The sequence below is a fragment of the Agrobacterium sp. 33MFTa1.1 genome (assembly GCF_004328495.1).
GTDB lineage: Bacteria > Pseudomonadota > Alphaproteobacteria > Rhizobiales > Rhizobiaceae > Agrobacterium > Agrobacterium pusense.
The window spans coordinates 2,301,211-2,319,056 of sequence record NZ_CP036358.1 but is presented as its reverse complement, the minus strand read 5'-3'; the positions used below and the strand labels follow the sequence as shown (position 1 = coordinate 2,319,056).

The 17,846-nt window shown below is 59.2% G+C and carries 17 protein-coding genes and 1 riboswitch; of the genes, 8 read left to right on the top strand and 9 right to left on the bottom strand.

Annotation, left to right across the window (positions count from 1 at the left end; all coding sequences use genetic code 11):
* The first annotated feature begins 4 nt into the window (after nucleotides 1-4).
* From EYD00_RS11675 to EYD00_RS11645, 6 genes are all read left to right on the top strand, one after another.
* A complete protein-coding gene (locus EYD00_RS11675) occupies nucleotides 5-1,831 on the top strand; it encodes an ABC-F family ATP-binding cassette domain-containing protein (RefSeq protein WP_004443966.1) in 1,827 nt (608 codons plus the stop codon).
* 87 nt (nucleotides 1,832-1,918) lie between these two features.
* Entirely contained in the window at nucleotides 1,919-2,311 is a 393-nt protein-coding gene (locus EYD00_RS11670) for a VOC family protein (protein ID WP_004443965.1), read from the top strand.
* Between the two features lie 45 nt (nucleotides 2,312-2,356).
* Nucleotides 2,357-2,467, top strand: a riboswitch (TPP riboswitch).
* A gap of 37 nt (nucleotides 2,468-2,504) precedes the next feature.
* Nucleotides 2,505-3,518 carry a thiamine ABC transporter substrate binding subunit gene (gene thiB, locus EYD00_RS11665; RefSeq protein ID WP_004443964.1) on the top strand — a complete coding sequence of 338 codons (1,014 nt, stop codon included), beginning with the start codon at nucleotides 2,505-2,507 and terminating at the stop codon, nucleotides 3,516-3,518.
* A 19-nt stretch (nucleotides 3,519-3,537) separates the two neighbouring features.
* Nucleotides 3,538-5,178 carry a thiamine/thiamine pyrophosphate ABC transporter permease ThiP gene (gene thiP / locus EYD00_RS11660; RefSeq protein ID WP_004443962.1) on the top strand — a complete coding sequence of 547 codons (1,641 nt, stop codon included), beginning with the start codon at nucleotides 3,538-3,540 and terminating at the stop codon, nucleotides 5,176-5,178.
* A complete protein-coding gene (locus tag EYD00_RS11655; RefSeq protein ID WP_004443960.1) occupies nucleotides 5,175-5,891 on the top strand; it encodes a thiamine ABC transporter ATP-binding protein in 717 nt (238 codons plus the stop codon). Before thiP ends, EYD00_RS11655 begins: the two co-directional genes overlap by 4 nt.
* A 254-nt stretch (nucleotides 5,892-6,145) precedes the next feature.
* The gene (locus tag EYD00_RS11645) at nucleotides 6,146-7,660 is read left to right on the top strand and encodes a M48 family metalloprotease (protein WP_034500057.1); all 1,515 of its coding nucleotides are present in this window, start codon (nucleotides 6,146-6,148) and stop codon (nucleotides 7,658-7,660) included.
* A gap of 51 nt (nucleotides 7,661-7,711) precedes the next feature.
* Here the strand turns inward: EYD00_RS11645 and leuC are convergent, their stop codons facing one another.
* Nucleotides 7,712-9,121, bottom strand: coding sequence for a 3-isopropylmalate dehydratase large subunit (gene leuC, locus EYD00_RS11640; RefSeq protein ID WP_004443956.1), 1,410 nt, complete (start codon nucleotides 9,119-9,121; stop codon nucleotides 7,712-7,714).
* Between the two features lie 413 nt (nucleotides 9,122-9,534).
* Between leuC and EYD00_RS11630 the strand changes: the two genes are divergently transcribed.
* Nucleotides 9,535-10,812, top strand: coding sequence for an MFS transporter (locus tag EYD00_RS11630; protein ID WP_004443953.1), 1,278 nt, complete (start codon nucleotides 9,535-9,537; stop codon nucleotides 10,810-10,812).
* Nucleotides 10,813-10,859: 47 nt separating this feature from the next.
* Here EYD00_RS11630 and EYD00_RS11625 read toward each other — a convergent pair whose 3' ends face one another.
* The 3 genes from EYD00_RS11625 to rplS all read right to left on the bottom strand — a co-directional run bounded on the left by EYD00_RS11625 (nucleotide 10,860) and on the right by rplS (nucleotide 13,150).
* A complete protein-coding gene (locus EYD00_RS11625) occupies nucleotides 10,860-11,693 on the bottom strand; it encodes an amino acid ABC transporter permease (RefSeq protein WP_004443951.1) in 834 nt (277 codons plus the stop codon).
* Nucleotides 11,690-12,487 (bottom strand): transporter substrate-binding domain-containing protein, encoded by a 798-nt coding sequence (locus EYD00_RS11620; protein ID WP_004443949.1) that lies wholly within the window; start codon nucleotides 12,485-12,487, stop codon nucleotides 11,690-11,692. The genes EYD00_RS11625 and EYD00_RS11620 overlap by 4 nt, the downstream gene beginning before the upstream one ends.
* A 123-nt stretch (nucleotides 12,488-12,610) precedes the next feature.
* Complete coding sequence (rplS, locus tag EYD00_RS11615; protein ID WP_003505101.1) at nucleotides 12,611-13,150, bottom strand: 50S ribosomal protein L19; 540 nt, start codon at nucleotides 13,148-13,150, stop codon at nucleotides 12,611-12,613.
* Nucleotides 13,151-13,415: 265 nt separating this feature from the next.
* On the opposite strand from rplS, the gene EYD00_RS11610 reads away from it, so the two are divergent.
* Nucleotides 13,416-14,162, top strand: a complete 747-nt coding sequence (locus EYD00_RS11610; RefSeq protein ID WP_004443948.1) for a sulfite exporter TauE/SafE family protein — start codon at nucleotides 13,416-13,418, stop codon at nucleotides 14,160-14,162.
* Here the strand turns inward: EYD00_RS11610 and trmD are convergent.
* From trmD to ffh, 5 genes are all read right to left on the bottom strand, one after another.
* Nucleotides 14,144-14,842: a tRNA (guanosine(37)-N1)-methyltransferase TrmD gene (trmD, locus tag EYD00_RS11605; protein WP_004443947.1), complete on the bottom strand. Its 699-nt coding sequence runs from the start codon at nucleotides 14,840-14,842 to the stop codon at nucleotides 14,144-14,146. The genes EYD00_RS11610 and trmD overlap by 19 nt on opposite strands.
* A 3-nt stretch (nucleotides 14,843-14,845) precedes the next feature.
* The gene (gene rimM / locus EYD00_RS11600; protein WP_004443945.1) at nucleotides 14,846-15,412 is read right to left on the bottom strand and encodes a ribosome maturation factor RimM; all 567 of its coding nucleotides are present in this window, start codon (nucleotides 15,410-15,412) and stop codon (nucleotides 14,846-14,848) included.
* A 120-nt stretch (nucleotides 15,413-15,532) separates the two neighbouring features.
* A complete protein-coding gene (rpsP, locus tag EYD00_RS11595; protein ID WP_004443943.1) occupies nucleotides 15,533-15,910 on the bottom strand; it encodes a 30S ribosomal protein S16 in 378 nt (125 codons plus the stop codon).
* Between the two features lie 33 nt (nucleotides 15,911-15,943).
* The gene (locus tag EYD00_RS11590) at nucleotides 15,944-16,261 is read right to left on the bottom strand and encodes a chorismate mutase (protein ID WP_003505091.1); all 318 of its coding nucleotides are present in this window, start codon (nucleotides 16,259-16,261) and stop codon (nucleotides 15,944-15,946) included.
* An 11-nt stretch (nucleotides 16,262-16,272) separates the two neighbouring features.
* Nucleotides 16,273-17,844, bottom strand: coding sequence for a signal recognition particle protein (gene ffh, locus EYD00_RS11585; protein WP_004443941.1), 1,572 nt, complete (start codon nucleotides 17,842-17,844; stop codon nucleotides 16,273-16,275).
* Between the last annotated feature and the right edge of the window lie 2 nt (nucleotides 17,845-17,846).

Below are 17,846 nucleotides of genomic sequence, written 5' to 3'. Positions count from 1 at the left end.
CGCCTTGGCACCCCCTATTTTGAAACTCGATGACATCAAGCTGACCTTCGGCGTTACCCCGCTGCTGGACGGCGCCAATCTCCAGGTGGAGCCGGGCGACCGCATCTGCCTTGTCGGACGCAACGGTTCCGGCAAGTCCACGCTGATGAAGATCGCAGCGGGCCTTGTCGAGGCCCAGTCGGGCGAGGTTTTCCGTCATCCCGCTGCAACCATCCGTTATCTGGAACAGGCTCCGGATTTTGCCGGTTACGATACCGTTCAGGCCTATGCCGAGGCGGGGCTCGGGCCTGGCGACGATGCCTATCGGGTTACTTATCTTCTCGAGCATCTCGGGCTTACGGGTCAGGAAAATCCGGCAAACCTTTCCGGTGGTGAAGCGCGCCGCGCCGCGCTTGCCCGTGTCATGGCGCCGGAGCCCGATATTCTGATGCTGGACGAACCCACCAACCATCTGGATCTGCCGACAATCGAATGGCTTGAAAGCGAACTCCAGCAGACGCGCAGCGCGCTGGTGCTGATTTCGCACGACCGTCGTTTTCTCGAACGGGTTTCGACCTCGACCGTCTGGCTCGATCGCGGCCAGTCCCGCCGTCTCAATCGTGGTTTTGCCCATTTCGAGGAATGGCGTGACAAGGTGCTTGAAGAGGAAGAGCTTGAACAACACAAGCTCGGCAAGGCCATCGAGCGCGAAGAACACTGGATGCGGTATGGCGTGACTGCAAGGCGCAAGCGCAACATGCGCCGTGTCGGTGAGCTTCAGGCCATGCGGGCGGAATATCGTGGGCACAAGGGGCCGCAGGGGACGGTGCAGGCGACCGTCACGGAAGGCCGGGAGTCCGGCAAGCTGGTCATCGAGGCGGAGGCTATCACCAAGGCTTACGGTGAGCGCATGATTGTCGCGCCGTTCTCATTGCGGGTGCATCGCGGCGATTGCATCGGTCTCGTCGGACCGAATGGCGCGGGCAAGACAACGTTGCTGAAGATGCTCACCGGCCAGCTTGAACCAGACAGCGGCTGGGTGAAGCTCGGCACCAATCTCGAGATCGCAACGCTTGACCAGAAGCGCGAGGAGCTCAATCCCAACGATACGCTCGCACATTATTTGACCGACGGCCGGGGCGACAATCTTCTCGTCAATGGCGAGGTGAAGCATGTCACGGGTTATATGAAGGACTTTCTGTTCCAGCCGGAACAGGCCCGCACACCCATCCGCAACCTTTCCGGCGGCGAGCGTGCAAGGCTCATTCTGGCGCGTATTCTCGCCCGGCCGACCAATCTTCTGATTCTCGACGAACCGACAAACGATCTCGATATCGAAACGCTCGATCTGTTGCAGGAGATCGTTGCCGGGTTTTCCGGCACGGTCATCCTTGTCAGCCACGACCGTGATTTTCTTGACCGTACGGTCACCTCCACCATCGCGCCGGCCAATCCCGATCAACCGGACGGACGCTGGATCGAATATGCCGGTGGCTATTCGGATATGATGGCGCAGCGCAAGGGAGCTGCGGAAGAGAAACGAAAAGCTGAGAGACAGGAAAAGGCGAAAGCCGCACCTTCAGCCCCGTCTTCGCAGGAGCCTGGAAAGGCCAAGGCCAAGCTTTCGTTCAAGCAGAAATTCGCCCTCGAAAATCTCCCCAAGGAGATGGAGAAGGCGCAGGAAGAGATCGCAAAACGCGAGCAGCGCATGGCCGACCCGGAACTCTTCGCCAAGGATCAGGCGGCCTTCAACAAGCTGGCGCAGGAAATGGAAAAGCTGCGCGAAAAACTTGAGGCCATGGAAGAGGAGTGGCTGGAGCTGGAGATGCTGCGCGAGGAACTGGAAGGCTGAGCCGATCTTTCCGGCCGCACCGCCATCCGCCTTTGACAGGACGGCGGAAATGCCGTTTGCTGTCCCTGTTCGGAGGAGTTCAACACCATGCGCATGATCTTCGTCAACCTGCCCGTCAAGAATATCGAGACATCGAGAGCCTTCTTCACGACGCTGGGTTTCACCTTCAATCCGGAATATTCCGATGACCGCACGCTCTGCATGATTGTCGAGGAAAACATCTTCGTCATGCTCCTTCAGGAAGAGCGTTTTCGTGATTTCATCAACGGCGACATCGCCGACGCCAAGCGGAGTACCGAGGTACTGACCTGTCTTTCCGCCGGAAGCCGGGAGGAAATCGACCGTATGATCGAGGCCGCGCTCGCGTCAGGCGGCAGCCGCTGGAAACCCGTTCAGGATCACGGATTCATGTATGCAGGTAGTTTTCAGGATCCCGACGGCCACGTCTGGGAACTTGTGCACATGGCGCCGCAGGGTTGATGGCAGCCATCTTGCCAAGATGGGTCTGCGGGACTACACCATTATCTTGATCTAACGGGGTGTCTTTCGCGCCTGGGCGCAAAAGGCTGAGAGGCTTGCCAACCCGAAGAACCTGATCCGGTTCATACCGGCGGAGGGATTAGACGGCTTTCATGCAGGCGGCTATTTCCCTCCTCGTTTTGAGGAGATATTCGTGCGCCGTCGTCTTTTTGTAAATTCCATCATTGCCGTTTCCATGCTTCTGCCCGGGTTCGCCGTTGCGCAGGAAAAACCGGAACTGACGGTCTACACCTATGAGAGCTTCGTTTCTGAATGGGGTCCCGGTCCCAAAATAAAGGACGCTTTCGAGAAGGTGTGCGCTTGCACCGTCAATTTTGTCGGCGTGGCGGACGGCGTGGCGCTTCTCAACCGGCTGAAATTAGAAGGTGCGGGGTCCAAGGCGGATGTCGTCGTGGGACTTGATACAAATCTGGTCGCGGAGGCGAAACAGACCGGCCTTTTCGATGTCAGCGGCGTTGATGCATCAGCGGCCAAGGTACCCGGCGGCTATGAGGACGATGTGTTCGTTCCCTATGATTACGGCCATTTTGCTATCGTCTATGACACCCAGACGCTGAAAAGCCCACCAACGAGCCTCAAAGAACTCGTGGAAGGCGACCCTGCCCAGAAGATAGCCATTCAGGACCCGCGCACCTCGACGCCGGGACTGGGGCTGCTTCTGTGGGTGAAATCGGTTTATGGCGACCAGGCGCCGGAAGCCTGGGCAAAGCTCAGGAAGCGGATCCTTACCGTTACGCCGGGCTGGTCGGAGTCCTACGGGCTCTTCACCAAGGGGGAGGTGCCGATGGTGCTGTCCTACACGACTTCGCCCGCCTATCATATGGTCGCCGAAAAGTCCGATCGTTATCAGGCCGCAGCTTTCTCCGAAGGACATTATATCCAGATCGAAGTGTCAGGCCTTCTCAAAAACGCGCCGCACAAGGATCTCGCAAAGCAGTTTCTCGCATTCACCCTCACCTCCGGTTTTCAGGATACCATTCCCGAAAACAACTGGATGATGCCGGTTGCGGCAACCTCCGCCCCCCTGCCGGAGGCCTTTTCCAGGCTCGTCGTGCCGCAGAAGACTTTCCTGATGCAGCCGGAAGAGGTCGCGAAAAACCGCAAGGCATGGATAGACGAATGGCTGACGGCCATGAGCATGAATTGAAGAAGAGGCGCGTCCACGCATGATGCTGCGTCGCGATTACCGGCGGTCAATCATTTTCGGGACGGCGGCTTTTGCCGCCGTTTTCCTGTTCATGGCGCTCGCCGTGTTTGCGCTTCTGTCCTTTGATGCGGGTGCATCCGCTTCCGGCATTTTGGACCCTTATACATTGCGTATTCTGCGCTTCACGGTTTATCAGGCGACGCTCTCCACCCTTCTTTCCATCATTCTTGGTCTTCCCGTGGCCTTGGCACTCTCCAGGCAGCGGGAGTTTCCGGGAAGGATCTGGATCATCCGGTTGATGGCAGTGCCGATGGGGCTGCCGGTGATCGTCGGCGCCTTCGGTATCATTACCATCTGGGGGAGGCAGGGTGTCCTGAATACGCTTCTTGTTTTCGCCGGCGCGGAAGAACCTTTCAGCATTTATGGTCTTTCCGGCATCCTCATTGCCCATGTGTTTTTCAATCTCCCGCTTTCCGTCCGGTTGTTGCTGGCCGGGCTGGAGCGTATTCCGGGCGAATATTGGCGCATGGCGGCGAGCCTCGGCATGGGGCCGATCTCGGTTTTCCGTTTTGTCGAATGGCCGGCCGTGTCCCGGCTTGTTCCGGGTATCGCCGGCCTCATCTTCATGCTTTGCGCCACCAGTTTTACGCTCGTGCTCCTTTTGGGCGGCGGGCCGGCGGCGACCACCCTGGAGGTCGCAATATACCAGGCGCTGCGGTTCGATTTCGATCCGCAGCGGGCGATCGCGCTCTCGGTTCTGCAGATCGTCCTCACCGCGGCCCTGCTCGGCCTTCTGGCCTTCCTGCCGTCGCCGGAAGCGGAAATCGCTTCACTTGGCCGGCCTGTGCGCCGTTTCGATGCGGGTCGGGCGGCGGCCCGCCTGTGGGATGGTCTAATCATCGTTTCTGCGGTGCTTTTGATCGGGCTGCCGCTGGTCGCCATTGTGTTCTCGGGCGTCCAGGCAGACCTGCCGCGCCTCATCACAGCACCGGTCTTTCTGCGCGCGGCGGCGACAAGTCTTGGGATTGCCGCGTTCTCGGCAATTTTCGTGATCATCGTCAGCATGGCGATCATCCGCGCACGTCAGGCGGTCAGCGCGAAACGGCGGGCCGCGCGGCCTCTTCACCTCTTGTCCAGCGTTCTCGGCGCGGGATCGTCTCTGGTTCTGCTGGTTCCGCCCGTGGTGCTCGGAAGCGGATGGTTCCTTCTCTTGCGGCCTTTCGGTGACGTCGCTGTTTATGCCCCGGTTCTCGTGGCGCTCATCAACATGCTGATGGCCCTGCCGCTTGCCATGCGGGTGCTGGAGCCGGCCGTCACCAGTCATTTTCTCCGCACCGGCCGACTTTCCGCCAGCCTCGGGCTTCAGGGTCTGCCGCGGCTGCGGTTCGCCGATCTGCCCGTCCTGTGGCGGCCGCTGGCCATGGCATTTTCCTTCGCGATGGCCCTGTCGCTTGGCGATCTCGGCGCGGTTGCCCTGTTCGGTTCAGAGAATTTCGTCACCTTGCCGTGGCTCGTCTATAGCAATATGGGCAGCTACCGGACCAACGATGCCGCCGGTTACGCCTTTCTTCTCGGTGTGGTCTGCCTCGTGCTTGCTGCAACCGGCATGTCGCGACATTCGCAACCGGAGCGGGTAAAAGCGGCGGAGGCGATGACATGAAGGGCGACGATTTCGCAGTGCAGCTTGACAGGGTCAGGCTGCGGCTTGGAATGCAGGATTTCGACCTCGACTGTGCGTTTCCGCAGGGGCAGGTCACCGCTGTCGTCGGTGCATCCGGTTCGGGAAAATCGACACTGCTTAACCTCGTTGCCGGTTTCGAGTTGCCGGATTCCGGCCGCGTGATGATCGGCGGACGGGACGTGACGACGCTCGACCCTTCCGAAAGGCCTGTCTCTTCGATCTTTCAGGACAATAATCTTTTTGCCCATCTCGACGTTTTTACAAATATCGCGCTTGGTATAAGCCCCACGCTCAGATTACACGCGGAAGACCGGCAAAGGATAAATATTGCGCTTGCGCGCGTTGGTCTTTCGGGTTTCGACAAGCGTTTGCCGGGCACGCTCTCCGGAGGAGAAAGGCAGAGGGCGGCGCTTGCGCGCGCATTGGTCAGGAAGAAGCCCGTCATGCTGCTCGATGAACCTTTCGCCGCACTTGATCCAGGGCTACGGGCGGGCATGAGTTCTCTGTTGCTTGACTTGCATAAAGAAACAAATAATGCGGTGATTATTGTGAGCCATCACCCGGAAGACATAAAAAGATTAGCGCGGTGGGTGGTTTTTCTTGATCGTGGCCGTGTCGTTTTTGCCGGAGCGACAGCGGATTTCTTTGCCACACAAAATGTGAAGGCCGTGGACAGTTTCCTGAACGGGTGACCGCCTTATTTTCGACGCGCGCCGCTGGCAATCGCTTTAGATGACTTCAATGGCGCTAATTTGCACTTGCCAGTTTCAAGTTGTTGCCCGAGAAAAGATGAGAATTATTGCGTTCTTCAGGAATATTCCGGATTTGATGGATCAATTTTACCGTCTCGGCATTCATCGCCCGTTGGGGCGAATCTGTTATTCTGGTCTGCAATTAACGGATGATCAGGAACGTTAAGGGGCAGGCATAGAGAATGAAAAATAGCATGACTGCACAGCGGAGGCTCTTCTCCGGTTCAGGCCTTCGCCGTTCCGGCCGGCTCGCTGCGGCGTGGTCCGCGCTGACCGCTTCTGCCGTGTTGCTGTCATCGTGCCAATCTCTTTTCAGCCCGGCCTACCAGTCCACATTGCGTCCCTCGGACAATCCGCAGACGGTGGAAGAGGTTCAGAAGAACGATCCGCGCGCGCAGATGGGCGCACGCGAACATCCACGCATCGTGGCAAGCTATGGCGGCGAATATCGTGATGCCAAGACGGAGCGGCTTGTCGCCCGGATTGCCGGAGCGCTGACGGCCGTCTCCGAAAATCCGCAGCAATCCTACCGCATCACCATTCTCAATTCGCCCGCCATCAACGCATTTGCGTTGCCCGGGGGATATCTCTATGTGACACGCGGGCTTCTGGCACTCGCCAATGACGCCTCGGAAGTGGCGGCCGTGCTGTCGCACGAAATGGGTCACGTCACCGCCAACCACGGGATCGAACGTCAGCGCCGCGAAGAAGCGGAAGTGATTGCGAGCCGCGTGGTTGCAGAGGTCCTGTCCAGCGATCTCGCCGGCAAGCAGGCGCTTGCCCGTGGCAAGCTGCGGCTTGCAGCTTTTTCGCGCCAGCAGGAGTTGCAGGCGGATGTGATCGGGGTACGCATGCTTGGCGAGGCGGGTTACGATCCTTACGCATCGCCGCGCTTTCTTGATTCCATGGCGGCCTATGCGCGGTTCTCTTCGGCCGATCCGGAAAACGACCAGAGCCTCGACTTCCTTTCGAGTCACCCCAATACACCACAGCGCATCGAGCTTGCGCGCCGGCATGCCCGTGCCTTCGGCCAGGAAGGCCAGGTCGGAGATCGTGGCCGAGACTGGTTTCTCGATGGTATAGACGGGCTGCTTTACGGCGATAGCCCGCAGGAAGGTTATGTCCGCGGCCAGACATTCCTGCATGGAACGCTCGGCATTCGTTTCGACGTGCCGGAAGGGTTCGTGATCGACAACAAGGTTGAGGCTGTCCTGGCGACAGGGCCGGGCGAGGTCGCAATCCGTTTCGACGGCGTCGCCGATCCGAAACAGACGAGCCTTGCCAATTACCTGACGAGCGGCTGGGTCGCCGGCCTGCTGCCTGAAACGGTAAAGGAAACGCAGATCAACGGACTGGAGGCCGCGACAGCCCGGGCAAGCGCGGATAAATGGGATTTCGACGTCACGGTCATCCGCGTCGGCCAGCAGATATTCCGGTTCCTGACCGCGGTGCCGAAGGGCAATACGCAACTCGATTCCATCGCCAATACCTTGCGCACCAGCTTCCGCAAGATGACGCCGCAGGAGATCGCCTCCCTGAAGCCGCTAAGAGTGCGGGTGGTGACGGTGAAGCCGGGTGAAACCGTGGCCACGATGGCGGCGCGGATGATGGGAACGGAGCGGAAGCTCGACATGTTCCGCATGATCAATGCGATGGGCGCCACGGCCACGATTCAGCCCGGGCAAAGGGTAAAGATCATCTCTGAATAACAAAAACCCCGGATAGCCCCGGGGTTTTATGTTCAGGCCTTCACCCGGCGATCACTGCCACTCACGAACGTCAACAAAATGACCCGCAATGGCTGCCGCCGCCGCCATGGCGGGGGAGACGAGGTGGGTACGGCTCTTATAGCCCTGACGGCCTTCGAAATTGCGGTTCGAGGTGGACGCGCAGCGTTCGCCGGGTTTCAGGCGGTCGTCATTCATGGCAAGGCACATGGAGCAGCCTGGCTCGCGCCATTCGAAACCGGCTTCGAGGAAAATCCTGTCCAGACCTTCCTTTTCCGCCTGTTCTTTCACGAGACCGGAGCCGGGCACGATCATGGCCGAAACGGTGGGAGCGACTTTACGGCCGTCAACGATCTTCGCCGCCGCGCGCAAATCCTCGATGCGGCCATTGGTGCAGGAGCCGATGAAGACGCGGTCAATGGCGATATCGGTAATGCGCGTGCCGGGCTTGAGGCCCATGTAGTCAAGCGCACGCCACTTGGAGGCGCGCTTGTTTTCTTCATCGATATCATCTGGATTGGGAACAATGCCTTGAACAGAGGTTACATCTTCCGGAGAAGAGCCCCAGGAGACGATAGGCGGAAGATTGGCCGCATCGAGGATGACGACCTTGTCGTAATGGGCGCCCTCGTCGGATTTCAGAGTCTTCCAGTAGGCGATCGCCTGTTCCAGCGTTTCGCCCTTCGGCGCACGCGGCTTGTCCTTGATGTATTCGAAGGTCGTTTCGTCAGGCGCAATCAGGCCGGCGCGGGCGCCGCCCTCGATGGTCATGTTGCAGACCGTCATGCGACCTTCCATGGAGAGCGAACGGATCGCCTCACCAGCAAATTCGATGACATGGCCGGTGCCGCCGGCGGTGCCGATCTCGCCGATAATGGCAAGGATGATGTCCTTGGCGGTAACGCCCTCGGGGATTTTGCCATCGACACGCACCAGCATGTTCTTGGCTTTCTTCTGGATCAGCGTCTGTGTGGCCAGAACATGCTCTACTTCGGAGGTGCCGATGCCATGCGCCAGTGCGCCAAATGCGCCGTGGGTGGAGGTGTGGCTGTCGCCGCAGACGATCGTCATACCCGGCAGGGTGAAACCCTGTTCGGGACCGACGATGTGAACGATGCCCTGGCGCTTGTCGCGTTCGGAATAATATTCAACGCCGAAGTCCCTGGCGTTCTGCGCCAGCGCTTCCACCTGAATGCGGCTTTCTTCGTTCTTGATGCCTTCCAGCCGGTCGGCGGTGGTCGGCACGTTATGATCGACCACAGCGAGCGTGCGGGCCGGCGAATGCACCGGACGGCCGGCGATGCGCAGACCTTCGAAGGCCTGGGGGCTCGTCACCTCATGAACGAGGTGACGGTCGATATAGAGAAGACAGGTTCCATCCGGGTCGCGATTGACGACGTGGTCGTCCCAGATCTTGTCATACAAAGTGCGGGGTGCGCTCATGGCTCTGTGCCTTGTCATGGAAAAGGATAATAGGGTTCAGTAAGGCGGTGGACAGCGGTGCTGTCAGGCGAGCCTAAGTCGGCTGGTGAGCGCCCCGGAAACGCGCGCAAAGAAGCGTGCCGGCAGACGCTTGTGGTCCTGCAGCACATACACATTCTGAGCGAGACATCCGAATTTAGATCCCATGGCAACTTTCATAGCAGATCGATGGTTTTACGGCAACATGAATGCGCAGGAGACAGGCTGAAGGACAGGATCGTGCCAACACTATGCACTGCATCACGGCGAGACGGCCTGCCCAGCAACGCTTTGCGGTTGTTATGATGCAACGCAACTTGCCTATTTTGCAGCGCACATATAGATGGGTTCCCTTATCATTTGCATTCGACGAGAAATCGAAGGGAGGAAAGCATATGGTATCCGAAAAGGCCCTTATCTCGAAGATCACCTGGCGGCTCATGCCGTTTCTTGGCCTTCTCTATCTCATCGCCTATATTGACCGACAGAATGTCAGCTATGCCAAGCTGCAGATGGTCGATGCGTTGAGCCTCAGCGAATACGCCTATGGTCTTGGCGCGTCGCTGTTCTTCATCGGCTACTTCATCTTCGAAGTGCCGAGCAACCTGTTCCTCAACCGCTTCGGCGCCAGCAAATGGTTTGCCCGCATTCTGGTTTCCTGGGGGGCCGTCACCATTGCGCTTGCCTATACGCAGAACGCTACGATGTTTTACATCCTGCGCTTCCTGCTCGGGCTTTGCGAGGCGGGCTTCTTCCCGGGTGTGCTGTTCCTGATGACGCTCTGGTTCCCGCGCGATTATCGCGGCCGCATGATCGGTCTGTTCATGATCTTCAGCGCGCTTGCCAATGCCATCGGCGCGCCGCTCGGCGGCATGTTGCTCGATCTCGACGGTTTCCTCGGTTATGCCGGGTGGGAATGGGTATTCCTTGCCACTGGTATTCCGGCTGTGATCGCTGGCATAGCCACCTTCTTCTATCTGGATGATACGCCCGAAAAGGCCAAGTTTCTGTCGCAGGACGAGAAGGACTGGCTGAAGAACCGGCTTGCCGACGAGAACAAGGGCATGGAAGAGCATGCGGAAGATGGCTTCAAAGCCCTGATCAATCCGCGGGTTCTGTTCATGTCGCTCTGCTATGTTGGATTTCCGCTGGCCGCCTATGGTCTCAGCTACTGGCTTCCAACCATCGTGAAGAGCTTTGGCGTTTCCAACACCGCGAACGGTTTCATCAACATCATCCCCTGGGTGATCGTTGCCGTTGCCTTGTTCGTCGTGCCTCTGGCGGCCGATAAGGCGAAGAACAAGACGCCCTATATCGTTGGTCCTGCCTTTATCGGCGCGTTTTGCCTGCTGATGTCGGCATTGCTGAGCGACCCGGTGTTGCAGTTCGCTTTCCTCTGCATCGCCGCTGCAGGTATCTTTGCAGGCCAGCCGGTGTTCTGGAGCCTGCCCGGCCGCTTCCTCAAGGGAGCGGGCGCTGCTGCGGGTATCGCCGCCATCAATTCGGTCGGCAATCTCGGTGGCTTCGTGGCGCAAAACGTCGTGCCCTGGATCAAGGATCAGACCGGCAGTACCATTGCGCCGATGTTCTTCCTTGCCTTCTGCCTCGCGCTTGCCGGTGTGCTAGTCATCATCGCCACCCGCAAGATGGGCAATCAGGCTCAAACCGCCTGAACCAAAAGAGAGGGATAGCCGGATTGCTTCCGGCTGTCCCCTTTCCCTCATCCTTGTTTCGAGCGCATTGCCTTATCAATCCGCCGCAATATCAGTGACAGGCCTATGGTCAGGATCAGGTAGATATAGGCGACGATCGAATAGGTCTCGAAAAACCGGAAAGAACCGGCGGCATAGACTTTTCCCATTTGGGTGATGTCGGTGACGCCGAGCACCGAAACAAGTGAGCTGTCCTTCACCATCGACACGAAATCGTTCGACAGCGGCGGAAAGATCGTCCGGGTCGCCTGTGGCAGAGTGATCAGCCTGAAGCGCTGATAGCGGCTGAAACCGAGGGCCTTTGCTGCCTCGATCTGCCCCTCCGGAACGGCCTGTATGCCGGCGCGGAAAATCTCTGCAATGAAAGCCGCATAACCGATGGTCAGTGCGATGATCGCCCGCCAGATCAACGATACGTCCCGCACAAGCAAAGGCTCCACCCATCCCTGTGACACAAGCGGAGCAGTCAGCCCGTTATAGAGCGCCACCAGGCCTGGCGTTCCCACAAAAGCGATGTAGAAAAGCAGAACGATGATCGGTATGCCGCGAACCACTTCGATGTAAAACCGTGCCACTTGCCGTGCCACGATATTATCAGCCATTCCGACGAGGGCGATGCAAAGGCCGAGCAATGTTGCCAGCATAAAGGCCGTGAGCGTGACGGAAACCGTGATGCCGACACCTTTTGCCACGGTGCTGAACACCTGCGTGTAAATGCCATTGACAGCGATCATCGCGGCAAGGGCAATGCCGATCACGAGGATCGCGAGCAGCCACCAGGGAAAATCCTCGCTCGTGCTGTTCTGCGTGTTCCGCTTTGTTGTGGCGTCGTGCAGCGTCATTCGCCAAGCTTGTAGTCGAGGAACCACTTCTTATCGAGTGCGGCGAAGGTGCCGTCCGCCTTCAGCGCCGCGATCGCGGCATTGACAGGGGCAACGAGATCGGAACCTTTTTTGAAGATGAAACCGAAGTCATCGCCGCCAAGCGGACCACCGATCAGTTTGAGCGTGCCGTTTGACGCATCGACATAACCCTTGCCGGCAACGCCATCGGTGAGCACGAGGTCGACATCGCCTGTTTTCAACGCCTGAACGCTGGCGCCGAAGGTTTCCATCAGACGAAGGCGCGGATTTTGCTCGTTGCCATCCAGAACATCGTAAACGGCCGTGTAGAAGGGCGTGGTGCCGGCCTGTGCGCCAACGAGACCTTTATCGAAGGCGGCGAAACTCTTTGCGTCGGTAAAGCGGTTTTCATCTGCCCGCACCAGCATGAACATTTCCGAACGCATATAAGGGACGGAGAAATCCACTTTTTCCCTGCGGTCGTCCTTGATGCTGATTCCGGTCATGCCGATGTCGTATTGCCCCGCAGAAACTGACTGGATCATCGCGTCCCAGGAAATGTTCTGATATTCGACCTTGAAATTCAGCCGTCTGGCGATCTCTTCCATCGCATCATATTCCCATCCGATGGCTTTTCCGCTTTTCGGGTCGACGAATTGCAGCGGCGGATAGGCATTTTCCGTGACCACGACGACGGTGCGTCCCTCAAGATCCGGCAGATCGACGGCGCCGGCGAGTGCAGGCGTCATGGCCAATACGGCGAGGGCGGCGAGAAACGGGCGTCTGGCGATCATGAAAGGCTCCGGAGCGATTTTTCTCAAATTGCACGCTTGCCGGAGCGAGAGCAAGACATGTGAGCGCAACAAAAAAGGCGGTCCCAAGACCGCCTTTTCCGTAAATCCAGTAAACTGGAAATCTTATTCTGCTGCGGTTTCTGCAGCCTTTGCTGCTTCTTCTGCTGCCTTGGCTTCAGCAGCTTCGGCTGCTGCCTTTTCGGCGGCGAGAGCCTGTGCTGCTGCTACCTTTTCAGCTTCCAGACGTGCCTTTTCTTCGGCAGCTGCCTGGCGCTCGGACTCGTTCAGCTTACGGGCGCGCGTACCGGTGTTTTCAACGATACGTGCAGCCTTGCCGCGACGGTCGCGCAGATAGTAGAGCTTCGCACGACGAACCTTACCGCGGCGAACGATTTCAACGCCTTCGACCAGCGGCGAGTAGATCGGGAATACGCGCTCTACGCCTTCGCCGTAGGAGATCTTGCGAACGGTGAAGCTTTCGGAAAGGCCGCCGCCGGAACGGGCGATGCAAACGCCTTCATAAGCCTGAACGCGGGTACGGTTACCTTCGGTAACGCGCACGTTGACGCGCAGCGTGTCGCCCGGAGAAAACTCAGGCAGGGTGCGCTTTGCTTCGATCTTGGCAGCCTGTTCGGCTTCCAGCTGCTGAATGATATTGGTCATGTTAACCTCTGATTTCTTCTGAAACAGCCAGAGCGCTCAACGGTTGCCTGTCGGTCGATGCCTTCAGGCCATGCCTTGCGGCAGGAGCGGGTTCGCCATTCTTTGCTTGCGGTTAAAGGGGTAAACCCCAATTCCACGCGGGCACATACACGAGGATGCACCGTTTGTCATCCCTTCATGACAATTTTTATCAATCCTTCGCCGCGCTCCGACAGTTGCGAAGCGGCTTTCGGCCGGATATGGCATGAAAACCTTGGGAGGGGCCATGTCCATATTCATCGTTCTCATGCTGTTTGCAACCGGCTTTCTGTCAGGTGTCGTCAATGCGATTGCCGGCGGCGGCACATTCCTGACCTTCGGTGCGATGACGCTGGCCGGCCTGCCGCCGATTGTCGCAAACGCCACGTCGGCGATCGTGCAGTTTCCGGGCTACGTCACGTCCGTCATCGCCTATGGGCCGGAGATACGCGCCCATTGGCGCGAGGCGATCCTTCTGTCGGCTGTTTCCGTCGTCGGTGGGCTGGGTGGATCGCTCCTGCTTCTGTCGCTCGACAACCCCTCCTTTCGTCAGCTGGTTCCATGGCTGCTTCTCGCCGCCACCGCCGTTTTTGCCGCCGGCCCGTGGCTCAGGCCGAAGACAAGCACCGAGCGCTCTCCCGGCAATCTGCCGAGCCTCGTCTTCCAGGGGCTTGCCTCCATCTATGGCGGCTTTTTCGGCGCTGGAATGGGCATCATGATGCTTGCCATCCTCGGAATAACTTCGGGCGGAAGCTATCATCATCTGAACGCTTTGAAGAACCTGCTGTCGGTGGTGATCGCGGTCATCGCGATTACGATCTTCGTCAGCGGCGGTGTTGTCTCCTGGTGGGCGGCGCTCATCATGTTTCCCGCGGCAGCGCTTGGCGGCTATGCGGGCGTGCACACGGCACGGCGGGTGCCGCAGTGGGTCATTCGCTGGCTGGTGATTGCGGTCGGGCTGGTGCTGACGGCTTATTATTTCGTCTCGACCTGAGGCTTCTCAAGAAGGTCGGGCCGCCTTTCCTTCGTCAGCTTAAGCGCCTGTTCATGACGCCATTTGTCGATGACAGCGTGATTGCCGGAGGTGAGAACGGCGGGGATATCGCGGCCTTCCCAGACCTGCGGGCGGGTATAATGAGGATGTTCCAGCAGCCCGCCCTCGAAGCTTTCATGCACGCCGGAAAGGTCATTGCCCATGACGCCCGGCAGGATGCGGACGACGGCGTCCAGCAGCGTCAGCGCCGCCGGCTCACCGCCGGAGAGGATGTAATCGCCGATCGACACCTCCTCCAGCGCGCGCGCCTCGATCACCCGCTGGTCGACGCCTTCAAAACGGCCGCAGACGATGATTGCGCCGTCACCCGCCGCAAGTTCGCGCACACGGTTCTGGGACAAAGGCTTGCCGCGCGGGCTCATCAGCAGGCGCGGGCGCGTGTCACCATCGGAAACGTGGTCGATGGCCGCGGCCAGGACATCGGGTTTCAGCACCATGCCGGCGCCGCCGCCTGCGGGCGTGTCATCGACGCTTCTGTGCCTGTCGGTGGCGAATTCGCGGATCTGCACGGCGTCCAGAGACCATTGTCCCCGCTCCAGCGCCTTGCCGGCCAGCGAATATCCGAGATGTCCCGGAAACATTTCCGGGTAAAGCGTCAGCACGGTAGCCTTGAAGGTCATCGGTTACTTCTTGCCGAACGGCGGTACGCCGGTTTCGTCCTTGTCGTCGGGATTGTCGATCAGGCCGGCGGCCATCGGATCGATAAGAATGCGTCCGGCTTCTAGGTCGATCTCCAGCACCGCCGCCTCTGAAAAGGGAATGAGGGCCGGGCGACGGCCCGCACCCTTCAGCTCCAGCAGATCACCCGCGCCGAAATCATAGACCGCACTGACGGCGCCATAACTCTTGCCTTCGGCATCAACCGCCTCCAGCCCTTCGAGATCGGCATAATAGAATTCGTCGTCATCAAGCTCGTCGTCGGGCAGATTGTCGCGTTCGATGAAGAGTTCGAGCCCGTTCAGGCTTTCGGCCGTATTGCGGTCGTTGACGCCCCTGAAGCGCACAATGACAACGTTCTTGCCCTCGCGAATTTCCAGAATTTCAAAAATGCGGCCATCGGCGCTGACCAGATTGCCGTAATCGCCGAGCGCCAGCGGGTCATCGGTATATGTGCTGACACGGACTTCGCCACGCAGACCCTGCGCGCCACCGATTTTTGCCATGAGTATCGGGTTTTCCAGCTTTGCCATCGGGCCGTCCGTCTTCTGGTATTGGTTGCGTCAGCTTTAAGGTCTGTTGACGCCAAAATAAACAAAAAACGGGCGGCGTGGAAATCCACGCCACCCGTTCCTCAAAAGTTTCCGTGCAGATTATTCTGCAGCAGAGGCTTCCGCAGCCGCAGCGGCTGCATCTTCAGCCTTCTGCTTCTTTTCAGCAACGCGTTCCAGAGCGCGCTTGCCCGGCTTTGCCTTTTCCGGGTTGCTGCGAGCGGCGCGCTCGGCAAGGCCGGCTTCGGCGAGGAAGCGCAGAACGCGGTCGGTCGGCTGTGCGCCCTTGGCGATCCATTCCTTGATGAGGTCAGCCTTCAGCTCAACGCGCTGCGGGTTGTCCTTGGCAAGCATCGGGTTCCAGGAACCGACCTTCTCGAGGAAGCGGCCGTCGCGGGGCGAACGGGCGTCAGCAACAACGATCTGGTAATACGGGCGCTTCTTGGAGCCACCGCGTGCGAGACGAATTTTCAGTGCCATGTCATTTACTCCTTAGGATGGCTTGTCCGCCTTTCAGGCGGTCTTTTCTGTGCCGCCATGTTCGGCGGCGATTGCTTCATGATGCCGGATGACTTCCTTGATGATGAAGTTCAGGAACTTCTCGGCGAAATCCGGGTCCAGATTGGCGTCCTTTGCCAGGTGGCGAAGGCGTTCGATCTGGTATTCCTCGCGCGCCGGGTCTGCCGGCGGCAAATTGTACTTTGCCTTCAGCACGCCCACCGCCTTGGTACAGCGGAAACGTTCGGCAAGAATGTGAACCAGTGCGGCATCGATGTTGTCGATCGACTGGCGGTATTCGGAAAGCTGGGCTTTCACCTCTGTATTGTTCATTGGCGTCCCCCTCACTTCTTTTTCGGAAAGCCGGGAAGGCCCGGCATGCCGCCAAGACCCGGCAGCTTTGTGCCTCCGAGGCCCGGCAATCCGCCCGGCAGACCGCCAAGGCCGGGCATTCCACCCGGCTTGCCGAGGCCGGCGGCTTCCGCCTGCTTCTGGAGCGCTTCAAGCTGCTTCGGATCGATGTTGGACAAATCAGGCATGCCGCCGCCCATCATGCCACCGAGACCCATCTTGCCGGCAAGGCCGCCCATCATCTGCTTCATGATGCCGCCTTTGCCCTTGCCGCCCATGGCTTTCATCATGTCGGCCATGCCGCGATGCATCTTCAGAAGCTTGTTGATTTCGGCGGCATCGGTGCCGGAACCGGCGGCGATGCGCTTCTTGCGGCTGTGTTTCAGAATATCCGGATTGGCGCGCTCCGCCTTGGTCATGGAGGAGATGATGGCAATCTGGCGGTCGAACATCTTGTCGTTCATGCCCGCTGAAGCCATCTTGTCCTTCATGCCGGCCATGCCGGGCATCAGACCCATGATGCCGCCCATGCCGCCCATCTTTTTCATCTGGGCAAGCTGGTCGGCGAGATCGTTGAGGTCGAACTTGCCCTTGGCCATCTTCTCGGCCATGGCGCGGGCTTTTTCCGCATCGATGTTTTCGGCGGCCTTTTCGACCAGCGAGACGATGTCGCCCATGCCGAGAATACGGTCGGCGATACGGCGCGGGTGGAACTCGTCGAGTTCGTTCATGCGCTCGCCGATACCGATCAGCTTGATCGGCTTGCCGGTGACGGCGCGCATGGAGAGGGCCGCACCGCCGCGGCCGTCACCGTCCATGCGGGTGAGAACAAGGCCGGTGATACCGACACGCTCATCGAAATTTCGCGCCAGATTGACGGCGTCCTGACCGGTCAGAGAATCCGCGACCAGCAGGATTTCATGCGGGTTGGACTTCTTCTTGATGTCGGCCATTTCCAGCATCAAGGGTTCGTCGATGTGTGTGCGGCCGGCGGTATCGAGAATGACGACGTCATGCCCGCCGAGCTTTGCGGCCTGCACGGCACGTGCGGCAATATCCGTCGGCGACTGGCCGGCAATGATCGGCAGCGTGTCGACGCCGGTCTGGACGCCGAGCTGGCGAAGCTGCTCCTGTGCGGCCGGACGACGCGTGTCGAGAGATGCCATCAGCACCTTCTTCTTGTCGCGGTCGGTCAGGCGCTTGGCGATCTTGCCGGTGGTTGTGGTTTTACCCGAGCCCTGCAGACCTACCATCATGATGACGACGGGGGCGGCCGCATGAAGGTCGATCGAGACGCCTTCGGTGCCGAGCATTTCGACAAGCTCGTCATGGACGATCTTGACGACCATCTGGCCGGGCTTGATGGATTTCAGAACGGCCGCGCCGACGGCCTTTTCACGCACTCTGTCGGTGAAGGAACGTACGACTTCCAACGCCACGTCCGCTTCCAGCAGCGCACGGCGAACCTCGCGCAGGGCGGCGGCAACATCGGCTTCCGTCAGCGCGCCACGGCCGGTCAGTCCATTCAGAATGGAACCAAGGCGGTCCTGGAGGTTTTCAAACATCG

Bases quoted from the DNA above. Each gene is read 5' to 3' on its own strand.
- EYD00_RS11670 (WP_004443965.1), top strand. From the start codon at position 1,919: ATGCGCATGATCTTCGTCAACCTGCCCGTCAAGAATATCGAGACATCG.
- thiP (WP_004443962.1), top strand. From the start codon at position 3,538: ATGATGCTGCGTCGCGATTACCGGCGGTCAATCATTTTCGGGACGGCG.
- EYD00_RS11655 (WP_004443960.1), top strand. From the start codon at position 5,175: ATGAAGGGCGACGATTTCGCAGTGCAGCTTGACAGGGTCAGGCTGCGG.
- EYD00_RS11645 (WP_034500057.1), top strand. From the start codon at position 6,146: ATGACTGCACAGCGGAGGCTCTTCTCCGGTTCAGGCCTTCGCCGTTCC.
- leuC (WP_004443956.1), bottom strand. From the start codon at position 9,121: ATGAGCGCACCCCGCACTTTGTATGACAAGATCTGGGACGACCACGTC.
- EYD00_RS11630 (WP_004443953.1), top strand. From the start codon at position 9,535: ATGGTATCCGAAAAGGCCCTTATCTCGAAGATCACCTGGCGGCTCATG.
- EYD00_RS11625 (WP_004443951.1), bottom strand. From the start codon at position 11,693: ATGACGCTGCACGACGCCACAACAAAGCGGAACACGCAGAACAGCACG.
- EYD00_RS11620 (WP_004443949.1), bottom strand. From the start codon at position 12,487: ATGATCGCCAGACGCCCGTTTCTCGCCGCCCTCGCCGTATTGGCCATG.
- rplS (WP_003505101.1), bottom strand. From the start codon at position 13,150: ATGACCAATATCATTCAGCAGCTGGAAGCCGAACAGGCTGCCAAGATC.
- EYD00_RS11610 (WP_004443948.1), top strand. From the start codon at position 13,416: ATGTCCATATTCATCGTTCTCATGCTGTTTGCAACCGGCTTTCTGTCA.
- trmD (WP_004443947.1), bottom strand. From the start codon at position 14,842: ATGACCTTCAAGGCTACCGTGCTGACGCTTTACCCGGAAATGTTTCCG.
- rimM (WP_004443945.1), bottom strand. From the start codon at position 15,412: ATGGCAAAGCTGGAAAACCCGATACTCATGGCAAAAATCGGTGGCGCG.
- rpsP (WP_004443943.1), bottom strand. From the start codon at position 15,910: ATGGCACTGAAAATTCGTCTCGCACGCGGTGGCTCCAAGAAGCGCCCG.
- EYD00_RS11590 (WP_003505091.1), bottom strand. From the start codon at position 16,261: ATGAACAATACAGAGGTGAAAGCCCAGCTTTCCGAATACCGCCAGTCG.
- ffh (WP_004443941.1), bottom strand. From the start codon at position 17,844: ATGTTTGAAAACCTCCAGGACCGCCTTGGTTCCATTCTGAATGGACTG.